This window comes from Nocardioides agri, assembly GCF_013778305.1.
GTDB classification, from domain to species: Bacteria; Actinomycetota; Actinomycetes; order Propionibacteriales; family Nocardioidaceae; genus Nocardioides; species Nocardioides agri.
On the sequence record NZ_JACEIC010000002.1, the window covers coordinates 1,844,784 to 1,861,527 of the forward strand.

Annotated in this window: 14 protein-coding genes; 8 read left to right on the forward strand and 6 right to left on the reverse strand. The window is 74.1% G+C overall.

From position 1 onward, the window contains the following. Positions 1-41: 41 nt before the first annotated feature. Genes HZF07_RS13575 through hutH form a run of 4 tightly spaced genes read right to left on the reverse strand, consistent with a single transcriptional unit; the run spans position 42 to position 4,831 of the window. A complete protein-coding gene (locus HZF07_RS13575; protein WP_157342349.1) occupies positions 42-590 on the reverse strand; it encodes a cysteine dioxygenase in 549 nt (182 codons plus the stop codon). Beyond that, entirely contained in the window at positions 587-1,570 is a 984-nt protein-coding gene (locus tag HZF07_RS13580) for an amidohydrolase family protein (RefSeq protein WP_309504732.1), read from the reverse strand. The genes HZF07_RS13575 and HZF07_RS13580 overlap by 4 nt, the downstream gene beginning before the upstream one ends. Before the next feature lie 58 nt (positions 1,571-1,628). Then, the gene (gene hutU / locus HZF07_RS13585; RefSeq protein ID WP_157342351.1) at positions 1,629-3,284 is read right to left on the reverse strand and encodes a urocanate hydratase; all 1,656 of its coding nucleotides are present in this window, start codon (positions 3,282-3,284) and stop codon (positions 1,629-1,631) included. Continuing rightward, positions 3,281-4,831: a histidine ammonia-lyase gene (hutH, locus tag HZF07_RS13590; protein WP_157342353.1), complete on the reverse strand. Its 1,551-nt coding sequence runs from the start codon at positions 4,829-4,831 to the stop codon at positions 3,281-3,283. Before hutH ends, hutU begins: the two co-directional genes overlap by 4 nt. A gap of 180 nt (positions 4,832-5,011) precedes the next feature. On the opposite strand from hutH, the gene HZF07_RS13595 reads away from it, so the two are divergent. The 8 genes from HZF07_RS13595 (at position 5,012) to HZF07_RS13630 (ending at position 15,224) form a co-directional block, all read left to right on the forward strand. After that, positions 5,012-6,319, forward strand: coding sequence for a choice-of-anchor P family protein (locus tag HZF07_RS13595; RefSeq protein WP_157342355.1), 1,308 nt, complete (start codon positions 5,012-5,014; stop codon positions 6,317-6,319). Between the two features lie 61 nt (positions 6,320-6,380). Continuing rightward, entirely contained in the window at positions 6,381-7,577 is a 1,197-nt protein-coding gene (locus HZF07_RS13600; RefSeq protein WP_309504733.1) for an MFS transporter, read from the forward strand. A gap of 61 nt (positions 7,578-7,638) precedes the next feature. After that, positions 7,639-8,046: a hypothetical protein gene (locus HZF07_RS13605; RefSeq protein WP_157342357.1), complete on the forward strand. Its 408-nt coding sequence runs from the start codon at positions 7,639-7,641 to the stop codon at positions 8,044-8,046. A 36-nt stretch (positions 8,047-8,082) separates the two neighbouring features. Continuing rightward, positions 8,083-8,847, forward strand: coding sequence for an IclR family transcriptional regulator (locus HZF07_RS13610; RefSeq protein ID WP_157342359.1), 765 nt, complete (start codon positions 8,083-8,085; stop codon positions 8,845-8,847). 40 nt (positions 8,848-8,887) lie between these two features. Beyond that, positions 8,888-9,805: a DMT family transporter gene (locus tag HZF07_RS13615; RefSeq protein ID WP_181645176.1), complete on the forward strand. Its 918-nt coding sequence runs from the start codon at positions 8,888-8,890 to the stop codon at positions 9,803-9,805. 43 nt (positions 9,806-9,848) lie between these two features. Continuing rightward, positions 9,849-12,263 (forward strand): hypothetical protein, encoded by a 2,415-nt coding sequence (locus HZF07_RS13620; RefSeq protein WP_157342362.1) that lies wholly within the window; start codon positions 9,849-9,851, stop codon positions 12,261-12,263. Between the two features lie 43 nt (positions 12,264-12,306). Beyond that, positions 12,307-14,553: a sensor histidine kinase gene (locus HZF07_RS24480; protein WP_157342364.1), complete on the forward strand. Its 2,247-nt coding sequence runs from the start codon at positions 12,307-12,309 to the stop codon at positions 14,551-14,553. Further along, the gene (locus HZF07_RS13630) at positions 14,550-15,224 is read left to right on the forward strand and encodes a response regulator (protein ID WP_157342366.1); all 675 of its coding nucleotides are present in this window, start codon (positions 14,550-14,552) and stop codon (positions 15,222-15,224) included. Before HZF07_RS24480 ends, HZF07_RS13630 begins: the two co-directional genes overlap by 4 nt. Here HZF07_RS13630 and HZF07_RS13635 read toward each other — a convergent pair. Together HZF07_RS13635 and HZF07_RS13640 are read right to left on the reverse strand one after the other, a co-directional pair. Beyond that, positions 15,221-16,108, reverse strand: coding sequence for an LCP family protein (locus HZF07_RS13635; protein WP_157342368.1), 888 nt, complete (start codon positions 16,106-16,108; stop codon positions 15,221-15,223). The two genes, HZF07_RS13630 and HZF07_RS13635, sit on opposite strands and share 4 nt — an antisense overlap. After that, positions 16,105-16,722 (reverse strand): hypothetical protein, encoded by a 618-nt coding sequence (locus HZF07_RS13640; RefSeq protein ID WP_157342369.1) that lies wholly within the window; start codon positions 16,720-16,722, stop codon positions 16,105-16,107. The genes HZF07_RS13635 and HZF07_RS13640 overlap by 4 nt, the downstream gene beginning before the upstream one ends. Positions 16,723-16,744 lie beyond the last annotated feature (22 nt).

A 16,744-nucleotide genomic window follows, 5' to 3' on the forward strand; every position in this document is an offset into this window, starting at 1 on the left:
CACTCTGGCACGTCGGACACCGCCCGCGCGCGGGGCGGAGGCTAGTCGCCGGCCAGGGGGCGAAGCTCGTCGGCGTACGAGACGGAGTAGCGACGCATCACGCCGGACGGGCTGATGGAGTACTGCCCCATCCGCCACAGCGGCGGCGAGTAGGCGTGGATGGAGACCGATCCGTCGACGGCGCCGGCCATCCGGTGGATGTGGTCGGGCCCGAAGGCGAACGCCGTCCCGGCCGCGAGGGTCTTGCTGACCGGCTCGCCGCCCAGGCGGGGGCGGTTCTCGACGACGGCCCCCCGCGTCACGGCCACGGCTCCGGAGGAGGTGTCGTGGTCGTGCCAGCCGGTGTCGTCGACGGTGTTCCAGCAGAGCAGCCAGACGTCGATGTCGGCATCGCGGTAGAGCTGCACGAAGTGGCGACCGTCGGTGTCGTGGCGCACGTGCTGCTGCCAGCGCTCGGGGTCGGCGGCCAGCTCGCGCACCCAGGCGAGCAGCTCGGCGGGCTCGAGGACGCGGCCCGGGAGGGCCGGCAGCTGGTGAGCGGAGAGCGTGCCCGCAGTGGTCGCCGACGGGTGCTCGGGCGCGAGGGTCATCGGGGTGCTCCGTTCAGCAGGTGGGCCGGGTTGGTGACGAAGAGCGACTGGGAGAACGCGGCCCCGAGGCCGGGATCGGTGGGCCGGGCATAGGGCCGGTCGGAGCCGTGCACGAGCGGGTCGACGCCCACGACCCGGACCATCGCGTCGATGGCGCGCGTGCCGTAGGACGAGGTCTCGTAGTGCACGAGCGGGTCGATCGCCCCGAGCTCGCCACCGCGCTGGGCCAGCCGCTCGTGGTGCAGCGGTGCCAGCCCGGCGAGCCCGACGAACGCGATCCGGAGCCGCGGCAGCAGCCGGCGGCCGGCGACGTGCCAGGCGAACCAGGACGCGCTCAGCTGCGCGGTGTACGACGTCAGCGCCGGCCACCAGCCGGGCACGTCCTGGGCCTCGACGGACCGGCCGGGGTGCACGAGGACGGGGCCGGGGTGCACGAGGACGGGAAGGTCCGCGGCCTCGACCAGTGCGAGCATCGGCGCCAGCCGCTCGACCGAGGCCGGGTCGGCCAGTGCCGGCGCCGGCACCTGGAGGCCGTGCACGCGCGGGTGGCGGAGCCACGTGGCGAGGTCGGCGAGGTCCGGGTCGATCACGTTGACGGACGCCCAGAGGCCGAACCCCTCGACCCGGTCGCGCTCGAGGTCGTCGGCCAGCGAGTGCCAGGCCGCGAGCAGCGGGGCGGACTCGTCGGGGTGCATCGACTCGATGCCGAGCGGGCTCGAGAGCGACAGCAGGGCGAGGTCGATGCCGTCGGCCGCGTCGGTCGCACGGCGGGCGACGAGGTCGTGCGCGGCCGGGTCGACCACGTAGGGCGGCTCGCCGTCGAGGAGGAGCGTCCAACCCTCGAGGCGCGGACCGCGGTGGCGGCGGCGGAGCAGCTCGACGAAGGCCGCCGGCCACAGGTGCTGGTGGCAGTCGGTCACCGGACCGAGCTGCACCGGGACGCCCGCGCCGGAGCCGATCGGGGAAGGGATCACGCTCACTTGTCTAGTAAACCACTAGACATTGTGGAAATCTCGCAGGCCCACCCTGCGGGCGGGTCTACTCCGCCATCGGGATGCGCACGTCGCGCTCGGCGGCGACCTCGGCGGCACGGTCGTAGCCCGCGTCGACGTGCCGGATCACGCCCATGCCCGGGTCGTTGGTGAGGACGCGCTCGATCTTCTGCGCCGCCAGCGGGGTGCCGTCGGCGACGCACACCTGGCCGGCGTGCAGCGACCGACCCATGCCGACGCCGCCGCCGTGGTGGAAGGACACCCAGGTCGCGCCGGAGGCGGTGTTGACCAGCGCGTTGAGGATCGCCCAGTCGGCGATGGCGTCCGAGCCGTCGATCATGCCCTCGGTCTCCCGGTACGGCGAGGCGACCGACCCGCAGTCGAGGTGGTCGCGACCGATCACGATCGGCGCCTTGAGCTCGCCGGACGCCACCATGTCGTTGAACCTCAGGCCCGCGAGGTGGCGCTCGCCGTACCCGAGCCAGCAGATGCGGGCCGGCAGGCCCTGGAAGTGCACCCGCTCGCCGGCCATGGTGATCCACTTCCGCAGCCGCTCGTTGTCGGGGAAGAGCTCGAGGATCGCCTTGTCGGTCGCGGCGATGTCGGCGGGGTCGCCGGAGAGCGCGGCCCAGCGGAAGGGGCCCTTGCCCTCGCAGAAGAGCGGCCGGATGTAGGCCGGCACGAAGCCGGGGAACTCGAAGGCCCGGTCGTAGCCGCCCTTGCGCGCCTCGTCGCGGATCGAGTTGCCGTAGTCGAAGACCTCGGCGCCGCGGTCCTGGAGCTCGACCATCGCGCGCACGTGTGCGGCCATCGAGGCCTGGGCCTCCTTGGTGAACCCCGCCGGGTCGGCGGTACGCCGCGCCTCCCACTCCTCGAACGGCACGCCGGCCGGCAGGTAGAAGAGCGGGTCGTGCGCGGAGGTCTGGTCGGTGACGATGTCGACCGGGGCGTCCATCTCCAGCAGCCGCGGCAGCAGCTCGGCGGCGTTGCCGAGCACGCCGATCGACAGCGGGCGGCGCTCGTCGCGGGCCGCGACCGCCATCTCGACGGCCTCCTCGAGCGACGCGGCCTGGACGTCGAGGTAGCGGTGGTCGATCCGGCGCTGGATGCGGGACCGGTCGCACTCGATGCAGATGACGACGCCGTCGTTCATCGTCACGGCCAGCGGCTGCGCGCCGCCCATGCCACCGAGGCCCGCGGTGACGGTGATCGTGCCGGCGAGCGTGCCCCCGAAGCGCTTGTCGGCGACGGCCGCGAACGTCTCGAACGTGCCCTGCAGGATGCCCTGGGTGCCGATGTAGATCCACGAGCCGGCGGTCATCTGGCCGTACATCGTCAGGCCGAGGTCCTCGAGCCGGCGGAACTCCTCCCAGTTGGCCCAGTCGCCGACCAGGTTGGAGTTCGCGATGAGCACCCGCGGCGCCCACTCGTGGGTCCTCATGACGCCGACCGGCTTGCCGGACTGCACGAGCATGGTCTCGTCGTCGGCCAGCGTCGACAGCGTGCGCACGAGCGCGTCGTAGGCCTCCCACGACCGGGCGGCCTTGCCGGTGCCGCCGTAGACCACGAGGTCCTCGGGGCGCTCGGCGTTCTCGGGGTCGAGGTTGTTCATCAGCATCCGCAGCGGCGCCTCGGTCTGCCACGAGCGGGCGGTGAGGTCGGTGCCGTGGGCGGCGTGGATCGGCAGGCGGGGGTTGGTCATCGGAGGGCTCCAGTCACGGACTCGGCGGCGGAGAGGACGGCGCCCGAGGCGACCAGCGCGACGGCGGCCTCGATCTCGGGCGAGAGGTGGCGGTCGGGGCCGGGGCCCTCGATGCCGGAGGCGCGGAGCAGGCCGACGACGGCACCGGTCGCCGGCGACGGCTCCAGGGGGGCGCGCAGGTCGAGCGCCCGAGCGGCGGTGAGCACCTCGATCGCGACGACGCGCGTCAGGCCGTCGACGGACCGGCGCAGCTTGCGCGCGGCCGACCAGCCCATCGACACGTGGTCCTCCTGCATGGCGCTGGAGGGGATCGAGTCGACGGACGCGGGCACCGCGAGCCGCTTGAGCTCGGAGACGATCGCGGCCTGCGTGTACTGGGCGATCATGTGCCCGGAGTCGACGCCGGGGTCGTCGGCGAGGAAGGGCGGCAGCCCGTGGTTGCGGGCCTTGTCGAGGAAGCGGTCGGTACGCCGCTCGCTGATCGACGCGACGTCGGCGGCGACGATCGCGAGGAAGTCGAGCACATAGGCGACCGGCGCACCGTGGAAGTTGCCGTTGGACTCCACCCGCTCCTCGTCGGCGAGCACCACGGGGTTGTCGACGGCGGAGGCGAGCTCGCGGGCGGCGACCGACGCGGCGTGGTCGACGGTGTCGCGGGCGGCGCCGTGCACCTGGGGCGAGCAGCGGAGCGAGTAGGCGTCCTGCACGCGGTTGCAGTCGGGGCCTCGGTGCGAGGCGACCACCCCGGAGTCCTTCAGCAGCACCGTCAGGTTGGCGGCCGAGTCGGCCTGTCCGGGGTGCGGCCGGATCGCCTGCAGCTCGGGCGCGAAGACCCGGTCGGTGGCGAGCTGCCCCTCGACCGACATCGCGGCGGCGACGTCCGCCGTGCGCAGCAGCATCCGCAGGTCCTGGATCGCCAGCACCAGCATGCCGAGCATGCCGTCGGTGCCGTTGATGAGCGCCAGACCCTCCTTGGCGACCAGCTCGACGGGCGCCAGGCCGGCGGCGGCGAGCGCCTCGGCCGCGGGCATCAGCGTGCCGGCGGCGTCGCGGACCTCGCCCTCGCCCATCAGGGCCAGCGCGCAGTGCGACAGGGGCGCGAGGTCGCCGGAGCAGCCGAGCGAGCCGTACTCACGCACCACCGGCGTGATGCCGTGGGTGAGCAGCCCGGCGAGCAGCTGCGCGGTCTCCACACGGACGCCGGTGTGGCCGGTCGCCAGCGTGGAGAGGCGCAGCAGCATCAGCGCGCGCACCACCTCCCGCTCGACCTCGGGCCCGGACCCGGCCGCGTGCGAGCGGACCAGCGAGCGCTGGAGCTGGGCGCGCATCTCGGTCGGGATGTGCCGGGTGGCGAGGGCGCCGAACCCGGTCGAGATGCCGTACGCCGGGGTCGGCGCGGCCGCCAGTCGGTCGACGACGGCGCGCGCCCGGGCGACCGCCCCGACGGCCTCCTCGGTCAGCTCGACGGCGGCACCGTCGCGGGCGACCGCGACGAGCTCCTCGACGGACACCGGCCCGCGGCCGACGGCAACGACGCGTTCGCTCATGCCGCCATCCTCGCCGCGCGTCCGGGACCCCACCAGGGAGCAGTGGCCCACGGGCGTCTGGAATCCGAGACGTGACACGCATCACCATCACCTCTCCGACGACCTTCCGTTGACCGGTGCAGGTGGGGGGCATCGACCGCTGCACCGGGCTCGGGCCCGTCGACTGGGGAGGGAGACCACATGTACCGCACGACCAAGACACGCATGCTGCGAGGAGGGCTGGCCGCCGCCACCGCGGTGACGCTCATCGGCTCGGGGCTGGCAGTGTCCGGCGCCGCGTCGGCCGCGAACCCGGACGCGCCCAAGGACCCCGACGCCACGCCGTTCGCGATGAAGGGCTGGGGCTTCGGCACCCGGGTCCAGGGCGGGCAGGTGCCGGTCGACTCGGGCGCCAGCGCCCACCAGATCGTGGCCTGCACCAACAAGGTCGGCAAGGATCGGACCAACGAGGTCGCCGACGTCGTGCTGCCGTCCCTCGGCACCGTCAGCGGCATCAAGACCCAGGTCCGCACCGTCCGCGACGGCGCCACGGTCGGCGTGGTGTCCACCAACACCATCGGCAAGATCACGCTCAGCGACTCGCCGCTCGGCACCCTGGTCCTCAACGCGGTGTCGACGACGGCCTACGCCTACAACGACGGCACCACCTTCGGCGCCACGACCAACACCGACCTGGCGAAGCTGCAGTTCCTGCCGCCGATCGGCCCGCCGCTCAACCTCGACCTGCCGTCGCCGGGCCAGCCCGTGGAGATCCCCGGGTTCGCGAAGGTGACGTTCGCGCACTCGTGGAAGCCCAAGACCGACAACGGCGCCCGGGCCTTCGCCAACGGTCTCAAGGTCCGCCTGCTGGCCACCAACACGACCGTGCGGGTGGCGCACGCGGCCGCGGTCATCGGGTCGGACGTCCGGCACGGCATCTTCACCGGTGAGTCCTACGCCCTCGGCGGCAGCGCCCTCGCCCACGTCGTCCAGCTCGGCAAGAACGCCCTGCTCAAGATGCCCTGCTCGGGCACCGCCGGCATCACCAAGACCCGCGGGCTCGCCGGCGTCGACCTGGCCGGCCAGATCGTCGTCGGCGCCGCCAAGAGCGACCAGATGGCCGACCAGAACGCCGCGAAGGCGTGGGGCTTCGAGCGCAGCGAGGTGGCCTCGGTCAACCTCGGCAACGGCGCCCTCGTGATCGACGGCATCGTCGGTCAGGTCAACGTGACGCGCACCGGCCCGAAGCCGAAGGACCTGACTCGCGACACCACCGGCACGTCGGTCGGCTCGATGACGGTCAACGGCCAGGCGCAGGAGCTCCCGCTCGACCAGCCCATCGAGATCCCCGGCCTGGCCAAGATCGAGCCGAAGGTCGTGACCAAGGTGCCCAACGGGCTCAAGGTGACCGCGCTGCGGATCACCCTGCTCGACGGCACCGGCGCGGTGCTCGAGCTCGGCAACGCGCGGCTCCAGGTCCGCAAGGTGCCCGAGCCGAAGGTGGGCTGACCCCTTCCGACTGGCAAGACCGGCCCCGGCCCGACCGTGCGGGCGGCGTTGACTGGGCCTCGTGACCGCGACGAGGACGATCGACCCGCGCACCGTCGGGGCCGGGCGCCGTTGGGCGATGCTCGTGGCGAGCACCCTCGCCCAGGCCGCCAGCGCGGTCATGGTGCACGGCCCGGCGTTCCTCATCCCCACGCTGCACCGGGAGGGGATGTCGCTGCCCGAGGCGGGCCTGGTGGCGGCCGCGCCCTCGGTCGGGATGATGCTCGCCCTGGTGGCCTGGGGCTGGGTGACCGACCGTCGCGGCGAGCGGTTCGTGCTGCTCACCGGGCTCACCGGCGCCGCCCTCGCCGGCCTGGCCAGCGTGCTCGTCGACGGGCTGGCCCCGCTGGTCGTCACCCTCGTGCTCGGAGGTGCAGCCGCCGCGAGCACGAACGCCGCCAGCGGTCGCGTCGTCGTCGGCTGGTTCCCGCCCGAGCGCCGCGGCCTGGCGATGGGCTTCCGACAGATGTCCCAGCCGATCGGGGTCGGCATCGCCGCGGTCTCGATCGCCGTCGTCGCCGACGAGCACGGTGTGTCCGCCGCGCTCTGGGTGCCGACCATCGCCGCGGTCGCCGTGCTCGGCCTGGTCGCGGCCGTCGTCCTCGACCCACCTCGCCCCGCACGGACGGCAGAGTCGGCCGACAACCCGTACCGCGGGAGCCGCTACGTCGCCCGGATCCACGGCGTGTCCGTGCTCCTGGTGGTGCCGCAGTTCGTGGTGTGGACCTTCGCCCTGGTGTGGCTGGTCCAGGGCCGCGGCTGGTCGCCGGCCGCCGCCGGCACCCTCGTCGGCGTCGCCCAGGTCGCCGGCGCGCTCGGGCGGATGGGAGCCGGCTACCTCTCTGACGTCGTCGGCAGCCGGCTCCGGCCGCTGCGCTGGGTCGCGCTCGCCGCCGCGGCCACGATGGCGCTGCTCGGCCTCGCCGTCGGGCTCGAGCTGTCGGTGGCCGTGCTGCTGCTGGTCATCGCGACGATGGTGACCGTCGCCGACAACGGCCTCGCCTTCACCGCGATCGCCGAACGCGCCGGACCCTTCTGGTCCGGCCGCGCCCTCGGCCTGCAGAACACCGCTCAGTACCTGGCCGCCTCGGCGGTGCCGCCCCTCGCCGGACTGACCGTCACGCACGCCGGGTACGCCGCGGCGTTCGCACTGGCGGCGATCTTCCCCGTGGTCGCCGCACCCCTGGTGCCGGTGGACGCCGAGCGTCCCTTGTCCTGAGCGCGTTAGAACCGGGTCGGCCGGGTACAGCGCGCGACGGGGACCTTAAGGAGGGACCGTCATGGACACCACGACCACCGTCATCGTCGTCGCCGTCGTCGTCGTGCTGCTGATCGTCGCGGTCGCGGCGCTGCTGGCGGCGCGGCGCAACAAGGCGCACCGACGCGAGCAGGCCGCCGAGGTGCGCGCCGAGGCCGCCGCCCACACGGGCACGATCAGCTCCACGCGCGAGGAGCTGGCGGTCGCCGAGAGCCGCGCCGACATGGCCCGGGCCGAGGCCGAGCGCGCCGAGCGCGAGGCCGCCGAGGCCCGCCGCGAGCTCGACATGGACCGGGCCATCCAGGAGGACCGGCTCCGCGAGGCCGACGCCATCGACCCCGACGTCGACCAGCGCGCCGACGACTACGAGCCGCGGCTCGACCAGGTCGAGGGCTACGAGCAGGAGCAGGGCAAGCACCGCACCACCTGATGCTGCCGCGGCGGCACCTGGGTCTAGCCTTCGGGCATGAGCCAGGTGCCGGCCGCGACGCGCACGCTGCGGGTGCTCCGCTTCCTCGCCGGCCAGCCCGACCCCGTGCCGCTGGACCGGATCATGCGCGCGTGCGACCTGCCGCGCAGCACGACCTACCACCTCCTCAACGTGATGATCGAGGAGGGCTTCGTCGTCCACCTGCCCGACGAACGCCGCTTCGGGCTCGGCCTGGCGGCGTTCGAGATCGGCAGCGGCTACGCCCGTCAGGAGCCGTTGCAGCGCCTGGCTCGCCGCCCGCTCGCGGCGCTCGTCGACCGCACGGGTCAGTCGGCGCACCTCGCGGTGCTGCACGGCCGCGAGGTGCTGTACGTGATCGAGGAGCGGGCGACCGGTCGCCCCCCGCTGGTGACCGACGTCGGCGTCCGGCTGCCCGCTCACCTCACCGCCAGCGGCCGGGCCATCCTCGCCGGGCTCCCCGCCGCGCAGGTCCGAGCGCTCTACGCGAGCGCCGCCGACTTCGTCGACCGCCACGGCGAGGGACCCCGCACCCTGTCCGAGCTGCGCCGGGTGCTCACCGACACCCGCCAGCGCGGGTACGCCGTCGAGGCGGGCGAGGTCACGCCGGGGCTGGCGAGCGTGGCCGTCGCCGTCGTCGACCACAACCGGCACCCGGTGGCCGCGGTCGCCCTCACCTACCCCGACGACGCCGAGGACCCCGTCACGCTCGCGAGCGCCGTGGCGAGCACCGCCGACGCCCTCGCCCGCCGGATCGGCGGCGGCGCGTCCACGTCTCGGTAATCCGCAGGCTCTCCAGGCCGGTCCCCGCTTGGATGTCCGGGTGACCACGTCCCCCCGCGCCGGCCTCGGCCTCGCCCAGGTCTGCCTCGCGGGGGTGCTGTGGGGCACCGGCGGCCTCGGCGTGCAGGTCATCCGCGACCACGTCGACATGTCGGTGCTGACGATCAGCGCCTGGCGGATGGCGATCGCCGCGGTCGTGCTGCTGATCGTGCTGCTGGCGATGGGCCAGCTCCGCGCGCTGGGCGCGCTGCTGCGCACCCATCCGGTCCGGGTCGTACTCACCGGCTGCGGGACCGCGGCCTACCAGGCCCTCTACTTCGGCTCGGTCGTCGCCGTCGGCGTCTCGGTCTCGACGGTGGTCAGCCTCGGCCTGGCGCCGGTCCTGCTGACGGTCGCCGAGTCGGTCCGGCGACGCTCGGCGCCGGCGCTCGGTCAGGTCGGGGTGCTCGCGCTCGCCCTCGCCGGGCTGGTGCTCGTCAGCGTCGCGGCCGGCGCACACGAGCCGGGCCCGCACCCGACGCTCGGCGTGCTGCTGGCGATCGGGTCGGGGGCGACGTACGCCGCGACGACCGCGGTCGGCCGATCCCTGGCGCGAGGCACCTCTCCCCTGGTGCTGACGACCGCGACGACGACCGTGGGCGGCGTCGCGCTGATGCTGTGCGCGGCGGTGACGGGCTCGCTGGCCACCGGCTTCGGCGACGCGACCGCGACGCTGACCCTCGTCTACCTCGGCGTCTTCACGATGGCGCTCGCCTACGGCCTCTTCTACGCGGGCCTGCGCACCGTCGCCGGCAGCGCCGCCGTCATCGCGACCCTGCTCGAGCCGGTCACGGCCGCGATCGCGGCCGCCGTCTGGCTCGACGAGCAGCTCGGCACCGCCGGGATCCTCGGCACCGCCCTGATCCTGCTCGCCGTGGCCGGGCTCGGCCGTCGGACGGACGCCGTACCCCCGGCCTAGGGCGCTCGTTGACTGCTTCGAGCCCCCGGGGAGAGGAGCAGGTGTGAAGGATCCGCGTCCTGTCGGACGTCTGGTGATCGCCGCGACGGCCGCCGGCGCGCTGCTGACCGGCGCCGTCGTGCTCGGCGGCGCCGCCGGACTGCGCGCGGGCGACCTCGCCAGCCGCTACGCCGTCGCGCAGGACGCGCTCACCGCGCGGGCCGCGGAGAAGAACGCGATCTCGCGGGCCGGCGAGCTCGGCGCCGAGGCGCGGGACCCGACGACGGCAGCCGAGCGCACCGCGAGCGCGGCGTACGTCGCCCGCGAGCGACGACTCCCCGACCCGAGGCTGCGCAGGGCGCGGACCGCACCGCGGGCGCTGCACCCGCAGGACCGCTACGCGATGGCCAACGGGTGCTACGCCCTGGCCGGCGACCCGATCTACTTCAAGCCCACCGACCTCGGCGACTACCTGCTCTACGACGCCGCCCGGAGGTTCGTCACCGCCGGCGGCACGCGAGCCACTCAGCCGGGCCCGGCGGCGGTGTGGACGGCTCGCAGGTCCGGGTCGTCCTTCACCTTCTCCAACAACGGCTCGCCCCTCACGGTCGAGGGGGCCAACCGCTTCCGGCTGACCCGCACCACCGGCTGCGCCGACTACCCCGAGTCGCAGGTCGGCGTCACCGGCGCCCCGCACGCGGGCGTCTCGCCCTACCAGGAGGTGCGCGGCTACGTCGACGCGCACACCCACGGGATGGCCTTCGAGTTCCTCGGCGGGGCCGCCCACTGCGGCAAGCCGTGGGACCCGTACGGCGCGCCGTACGCGCTGGTCGACTGCCCCGACCACACCGCCACCGGCGGCTACGGCGGGGTGCTGGAGTCGGTGCTCTCCGGGCAGCCGCACCACGACCCGGTCGGCTGGCCCACGTTCAAGGACTGGCCGGCGCCGGAGTCGCTGACCCACGAGGGCACCTACTACCGCTGGCTCGAGCGCGCCTGGCGCGGCGGGCAGCGGATCTTCGTCAACCTGCTCGTCGAGAACGACCAGCTCTGCCGGGTCTACCCGCTCAAGCGCAGCCCCGAGTACGCCGCGTGCGACGACATGGCGTCGGTGCGCCGGCAGGCCGCCGACATGCGCCGCATGCAGGACTACATCGACGCGCAGTTCGGCGGGCCCGGCAAGGGCTTCTACCGGATCGTCACCGACCCCTTCCAGGCGCGCCGGGTGATCAACGCCGGCAAGCTCGCCGTGGTCATGGGGATCGAGACCAGCGTGCCCTTCGGCTGCACGATGAAGCTCGACGTCCCGGCCTGCGACATCGGCGACATCGACACGCAGCTCGACGCCGTCCGCGAGATGGGCGTGCGGCAGATGGAGCTGGTCAACAAGTTCGACAACGCGCTCTCCGGCGTCGCCGGCGACAACGGCGCGGTCGGCGCGGCCGTCAACGCCGCCAACTTCCTGGAGACCGGGTCCTTCTGGGACATGCGGCACTGCGAGCCCGCCGACGGCGAGTCCCACGACCGCGACCAGGTCGCGCTGCCGGACATCTCCGCGGAGCAGCAGGACGCCCTGTTCGGCGCGGTCGGTCAGCTCTTCGGCACGCTGCACACCGCCCTGCCCCTCTACGGCCGCCCGCACCACTGCAACGCCCGCGGGCTCACGACCCTGGGCGAGCACACGATCGAGGGGCTCGCGAAGCGGCACATGCTCTTCGACCCCGACCACATGAGCGTCAAGGCCCGGTCGGCGGCGCTCGACCAGATCGACGACCTCGGCTACCACGGCGTGATCTCCAGCCACTCCTGGGCGACCCCGGACGCCTACCCGCGGATCTACCAGGAGGGCGGCTTCATCACGCCGTACGCCGGCGACTCGACGGGCTTCGTGGAGAAGTGGCGTCGGCACGTCGGGTGGGCGGATCCCCGCTACTACTGGGGGATCGGCTACGGCGCCGACATGAACGGCCTCGGCGCGCAGGGCGACCCGCGCGGCGCCGACGTGCCCAACCCGGTGACCTACCCCTTCCGCGGGCTCGGCGGCGTGACGGTCGACAGGCAGCACGCCGGCGAGCGGGTCTACGACGTCAACGTCGACGGCGTCGCGCAGTACGGCCTCTACCCCGACTGGATCCAGGACCTGACCGAGGTCGCGGACGCACAGCAGGCCGGCGACGGGGCACGGATCGCCGACGACATGTCCCGCGGGGCGGAGGCCTACCTGCAGACCTGGGAGCGGGCCGAGGGCATCGCGCCGGACTCCTGCCGCAACCCGGGCCTGCGCAAGCCCGTCTCGCGCGTCGAGTCGCTGGTCCGTCGCGGCATGACGACGCGAGCGGTCATGGCGGCCGTCGGGCAGCCCTACCAGCGGCTCGGCACGACGTACCGCTTCTGCGCGAAGGACGCCGGCGACCCGAAGGTGATGGTGACGGTGGAGTTCTCGAAGGCGGGGAGGGTGGCGGCCCTGCGCCGCGGCTGAGCGGGCCTTCCCGCGGGCCCGAGTCGGGCGGCACCATGACGGGGTGTCGCGCGCGCGTCGCCTGCTGCTGGTGGTCGCGGCCTGGGCGGTCCCGACCGCGTGGGTCGTGGTGGCGCTGCTGTCCGGCCCGTCCGACGGCACCACCATCGCCGGGAGCCGGTGGAGCGACACCCTCGAGATCACCGAGGCCTACGGCGACACCCCACTGCGCGCGGGCGAGACCGTGCTGGCGGTCGATGGTCGCGACCTGGACTCGTGGGTGATCGACGGCGGTCCGAGCCGGGAGGTGGGCGACGTCGTGCCCTACCGCGTCCGCCGGGGCGGCACCGGCGTCGACGTCATCGTGACGGTGGAGGTGCCGCTGCGCCGGTACCCCCTCCTGGCTGCCGCCCGCGCGCACGCGTCCGCGCTGGCGATCGCCCTGATGCCGCTGGCTGCGGCGTCGTGGGTGCTGTGGCGGCGCCCGACCGTCGCGACCGGCTCGTTGCTGGCAGCCGCGGCCCTCGCGCCGGCGGCGCTGACCGCGAGCCCGCTCGGCCTCGGGCCGATCGACCTCGCCGGCGGCCGCGGGTCCTGGCCGTACGCCGTCGGACAGGCCGCGTTCGCCCTCGGCCTGGGGTGCGCCCTCCTCGTCGCGCTCACGTTCTGCGGCGTGCCGCGCTGGATGCGGCGCCGGCCCGTGGTGGCCGCGGCTCCGTTCGCCGTGCCTCTCCTGGGCTACCTGGTCTGGGCACTCGCCGCCGTCCCACGACAGGCGCCGGGAGCCGGCAGGCTCCAGGTGGCCGAGACCATCGCGCTGCCCGCGCTCGTGGCGACCGCGCCCGTCGCGGTCGCCGTGCTCGCGCGCGGCTACCTGACCGCCACGGAGCGTCGGGACCGGCTCGCGCTGCGCCTGGTGCTGCTGACCCTGTCCGGGGGGATCGCCGTCCGCCTCCTGCTCGTCGACCTGCCCCGAGCCCTCACCGGCGACGCCATCGTCCCGTGGCCGCTCCTGGGGCTCCTGCTGGTGCCGACGGTGCTGGTCTGCGTGGCCGTCGCGATGCTGCGCTACCGCCTCGACGAGATCGAGCCGGCCGTCCGACGCGCACTGGCGCAGTCACTCGCCTTCCTGGTCGTGGGGAGCCTGTTCGCCGCGCTCGCGGTCGCCGTCGGTCGCGCGTCGGACACCTCGTTCGAGGCGCTCGTCGCCGGCGGCGTCATCGCCCTGCTGCTCCTGCCGCTCGGCCTCGGGCTGCAGCGAGGGGTAGCCCGGCTGCTGCACCGCGACCGCGAGCTGCCCCGGGAGGTCGTCACGGAGCTCCGGGCGCTCGACCCGCTGACCGACCCGGCCGAGGTCCTCGAGGAGACGCTGACCCTCCTCGCCCGACGGCTGCACCTGTCGTACGCCGCGATCTCGGTGCAGGACTCGGACCCGGTCGACGCCTCCATCGGCGAGCCGCGCGGGGACGCGACGACCGTCGACCTGGTCGTGGCGGGCGCTCGCGTCGGCAGGTTGCTCCTGGAGGTCGACGCCGACCGCGCGCCGTTCGGCTCCGCCGATCGCCGGCTCCTCGAGGACGTGGGCAACCAGGTCGGCGTGCTCGTGCAGTCGGTGCTGATCAACCGCGAGCTGCAGCGGTCGCGGCAGCAGCTCGTCGCCGCGCGGGAGGAGGAGCGTCGTCGGGTGCGGCGCGACCTCCACGACGGGCTGGGCCCGTCGCTCGCGACGCTGGCCATGGGCCTCGAGGCCGCCGGAGAGCTCATCGCCGACGATCCGGAGCGAGCGGCGGGGATGGTCGCTGACCTCTCCGACCAGGCGCGCGAGGAGATCGCGGAGGTCCGGCGCCTGGTCGACGGTCTCCGCCCGCCGGCGCTCGACCAGCTGGGGCTGCTCTCCGCCCTGCAGCAGCGGGCCGACGACCACAACACCGCCGCGCGCGCCGGCACCCGGCCCGGCGTGATGACCTGGACGCTGGAGGCCGACGAGGACGTCGGGCAGCTGCCCGCGGCGGTCGAGGTCGCGGCGTACCGGATCGTGATCGAGGCGGTCAACAACGCCGCGCGCCACAGCAGCGCCCCGACCTGCGTCGTGGGCCTCCGGCGGGACCCGGACGCGCTGCTCATCCGCGTGGTGGACCACGGCACCGGGCTCGGTCCGCGGCCGGGCGCCGGGGTCGGGCTCTCCTCCATGCGGGAGCGGGCCGAGGAGCTCGGGGGCACGTGCACGTTGACGTCGTACGACGGGGCGGGGACGGTGGTCGAAGCACGGCTGCCGCTCCCGTCGCCGGCAGCACCGGGAGGTGCCGGATGATCAACGAACGACTGCGGGTGCTGATCGTGGACGACCACGAGGGCTTCCGGCGCGGGCTGGAGGCGATGCTGTCGGCGACCGACGGCGTCGAGGTCGTGGGGGCGGTGGAGGACGGGCGCGCGGCCGTCGACCTCGCCCTCGAGCTCCAGCCGGACGTGGTGCTGATGGACCTGCACATGCCGCGCCTCAACGGCATCGAGGCCACCGCCCAGATCGTGCAGTCCTCGCCGCACATCGGCGTGCTGGTGCTGTCGATGATGGAGGACGAGGACTCGGTCTTCGCTGCTGTCCGCGCGGGCGCTCGGGGCTACCTGCTCAAGGGCGCGCGGCGCGGCGAGATCCGTCGGTCGATCGAGGCCGTCGGCTCGGGCGAGGTCATCTTCGGCCCCGGCATCGCCGAGCGGATGATGTCCTACTTCCGCACCGCGCGGACCCGCCCGAGCGCCGAGGCCTTCCCCCAGCTGACCGAGCGGGAGCGCGTGGTGCTGGCGCGGATCGCCGAGGGCCTGGACAACGCGGAGATCGCGCGCGAGCTCGGGCTGTCGGTCAAGACGGTCCGCAACCACGCCAGCAACATCTTCGCCAAGCTGCAGGTCGCCCACCGGGCGCAGGCGATCGTCCTCGCCCGGGAGGCGGGCATCGACGTGTCCGACGCGCAGACTGCGCCCTAGCAGCCGCGGAGCCGGAAGTCGTCAGCAGCATCGGCACCGATCCGCCGCGCGGCCGGCGCGTCGACCAGCACGATGCTCGCACCGACCGCCGTCTCGTCCGGCGTGCCCGGCAACACGCAGGTCGTCACCTGCCCGGGCCGGACCCGGGTCACGGCCTGGGCGAGGCGGTAGACCTCCTGCGGCGACAGGTCGGTGTCGAAGCCGCGCAGCGCGGCGAGCGTGCCCCGCTCCAGGAAGCCCGGCTCGTCCTCGTGCGCGAGCAGGCCGCGCAGGAGCCCGAGCATGAGGAGCTGCTGGTTGGCCGACCTGGCGAAGTCACCGCTGCCGAACTGCTTGCGGGTGCGGGTGAAGTCCAGCGCCTCCTGAGCGTCGAAGGAGTTCAGCCCGGGGCGGACCTGCAATCCGGACGCGGGGTCGACGAACTCCTCGTCCACCCGGACGTCGACTCCGCCGATGGCGTCGACCATGTCCCGGAACCCGTCGAATCCGGCGAGGAGCACGTAGTCGGGCTGGATGCCCACGAGGTCCGCCACGATGTCGGCCAAGCCGTCGGGACCGATGTCTCCGTAGGCGGTGTTGATGCGGGCCGACTCGCCGGCCACGTCGACCCAGGCGTCTCGAGGAATGCCGATGCCGACCGCGCGGCCGCTCTCGAGGTCGAGGCCGACCAGCTGGATCGCATCCGTGTTCCCGCGGGTGACGTCCACGCCCGGGCGGGCGTCGGACCCCAGCACCAGGAGCCAGGCGGTGCCGCCGTCGAAGTCGACCCGCTTCGCCGACTCGACGTCGGTGAGGCTGATCGTGACGGGGTGCACGGTCGGCGCCGGCACGACCAGGCCGACGGCGGCGAGCACCACCGCGACGCGGACGAGCTGCCGGATCACGAGACCTCCCCCGCCACGGCTGCGTCGCCCCGGCGCCGCACGTCGTACCCGAAGACGGACCACTCACCGTCCTGCTTCTCGAGGAGCAGCCGGCCGCGCAACGCGATCGGTCGGGTCTCCCCGCCCGGCAGCGTCGCCTCGAAGACGAGCCGTACGGCGGCGCTCGCGCCGATGACCTCGCCGTCCGGCGCGAGCAGCGACAGCCGGGCGTCGAGCTTGGTGGCTCGGACGGACTCGGCGTCGGCGAAGCCCGCGGCCGTGAGGATGTCGAGGTCGCGGGCGGCCTCCGGCACGAGGCCCTCGGAGAAGGAGTCGTAGGCGCGCACGAAGTCACCCCGCGGATAGGTGCCGAGGAACCCGTCCGCCACGTACTGCGACAGCACGTCACCCACCTCGTCCTCCACCTCGGTGAGGGCCGCCCGGTCGAGGTCGTCCGCCCCGCTCACGGTCTCGAGCTGCAACGCGACCGACTCGGGCGGCTCGTGCTCGTCCGGGTCGCCCGCGTCCGTGCAGCCGGCCGTCGCCATGAGCAGCACCGCCAGTGCCGCGGCACCACGACGCGCGGGACGCGTCCCCGCTCCCCGCCGATCCGGGGAGTGCCGCCGGAGGGCCATGCCGCTCATCATGGCTGACGAG

What these genes read in the sequence shown, in the direction of transcription:
- HZF07_RS13575 (WP_157342349.1), bottom strand. Translation starts at nt 590, where the DNA reads ATGACCCTCGCGCCCGAGCACCCGTCGGCGACCACTGCGGGCACGCTC.
- HZF07_RS13605 (WP_157342357.1), top strand. Translation starts at nt 7,639, where the DNA reads ATGGACACCACGACCACCGTCATCGTCGTCGCCGTCGTCGTCGTGCTG.
- HZF07_RS13610 (WP_157342359.1), top strand. Translation starts at nt 8,083, where the DNA reads ATGAGCCAGGTGCCGGCCGCGACGCGCACGCTGCGGGTGCTCCGCTTC.
- HZF07_RS13630 (WP_157342366.1), top strand. Translation starts at nt 14,550, where the DNA reads ATGATCAACGAACGACTGCGGGTGCTGATCGTGGACGACCACGAGGGC.
- HZF07_RS13640 (WP_157342369.1), bottom strand. Translation starts at nt 16,722, where the DNA reads ATGGCCCTCCGGCGGCACTCCCCGGATCGGCGGGGAGCGGGGACGCGT.
- hutU (WP_157342351.1), bottom strand. Translation starts at nt 3,284, where the DNA reads ATGACCAACCCCCGCCTGCCGATCCACGCCGCCCACGGCACCGACCTC.
- hutH (WP_157342353.1), bottom strand. Translation starts at nt 4,831, where the DNA reads ATGAGCGAACGCGTCGTTGCCGTCGGCCGCGGGCCGGTGTCCGTCGAG.
- HZF07_RS13595 (WP_157342355.1), top strand. Translation starts at nt 5,012, where the DNA reads ATGTACCGCACGACCAAGACACGCATGCTGCGAGGAGGGCTGGCCGCC.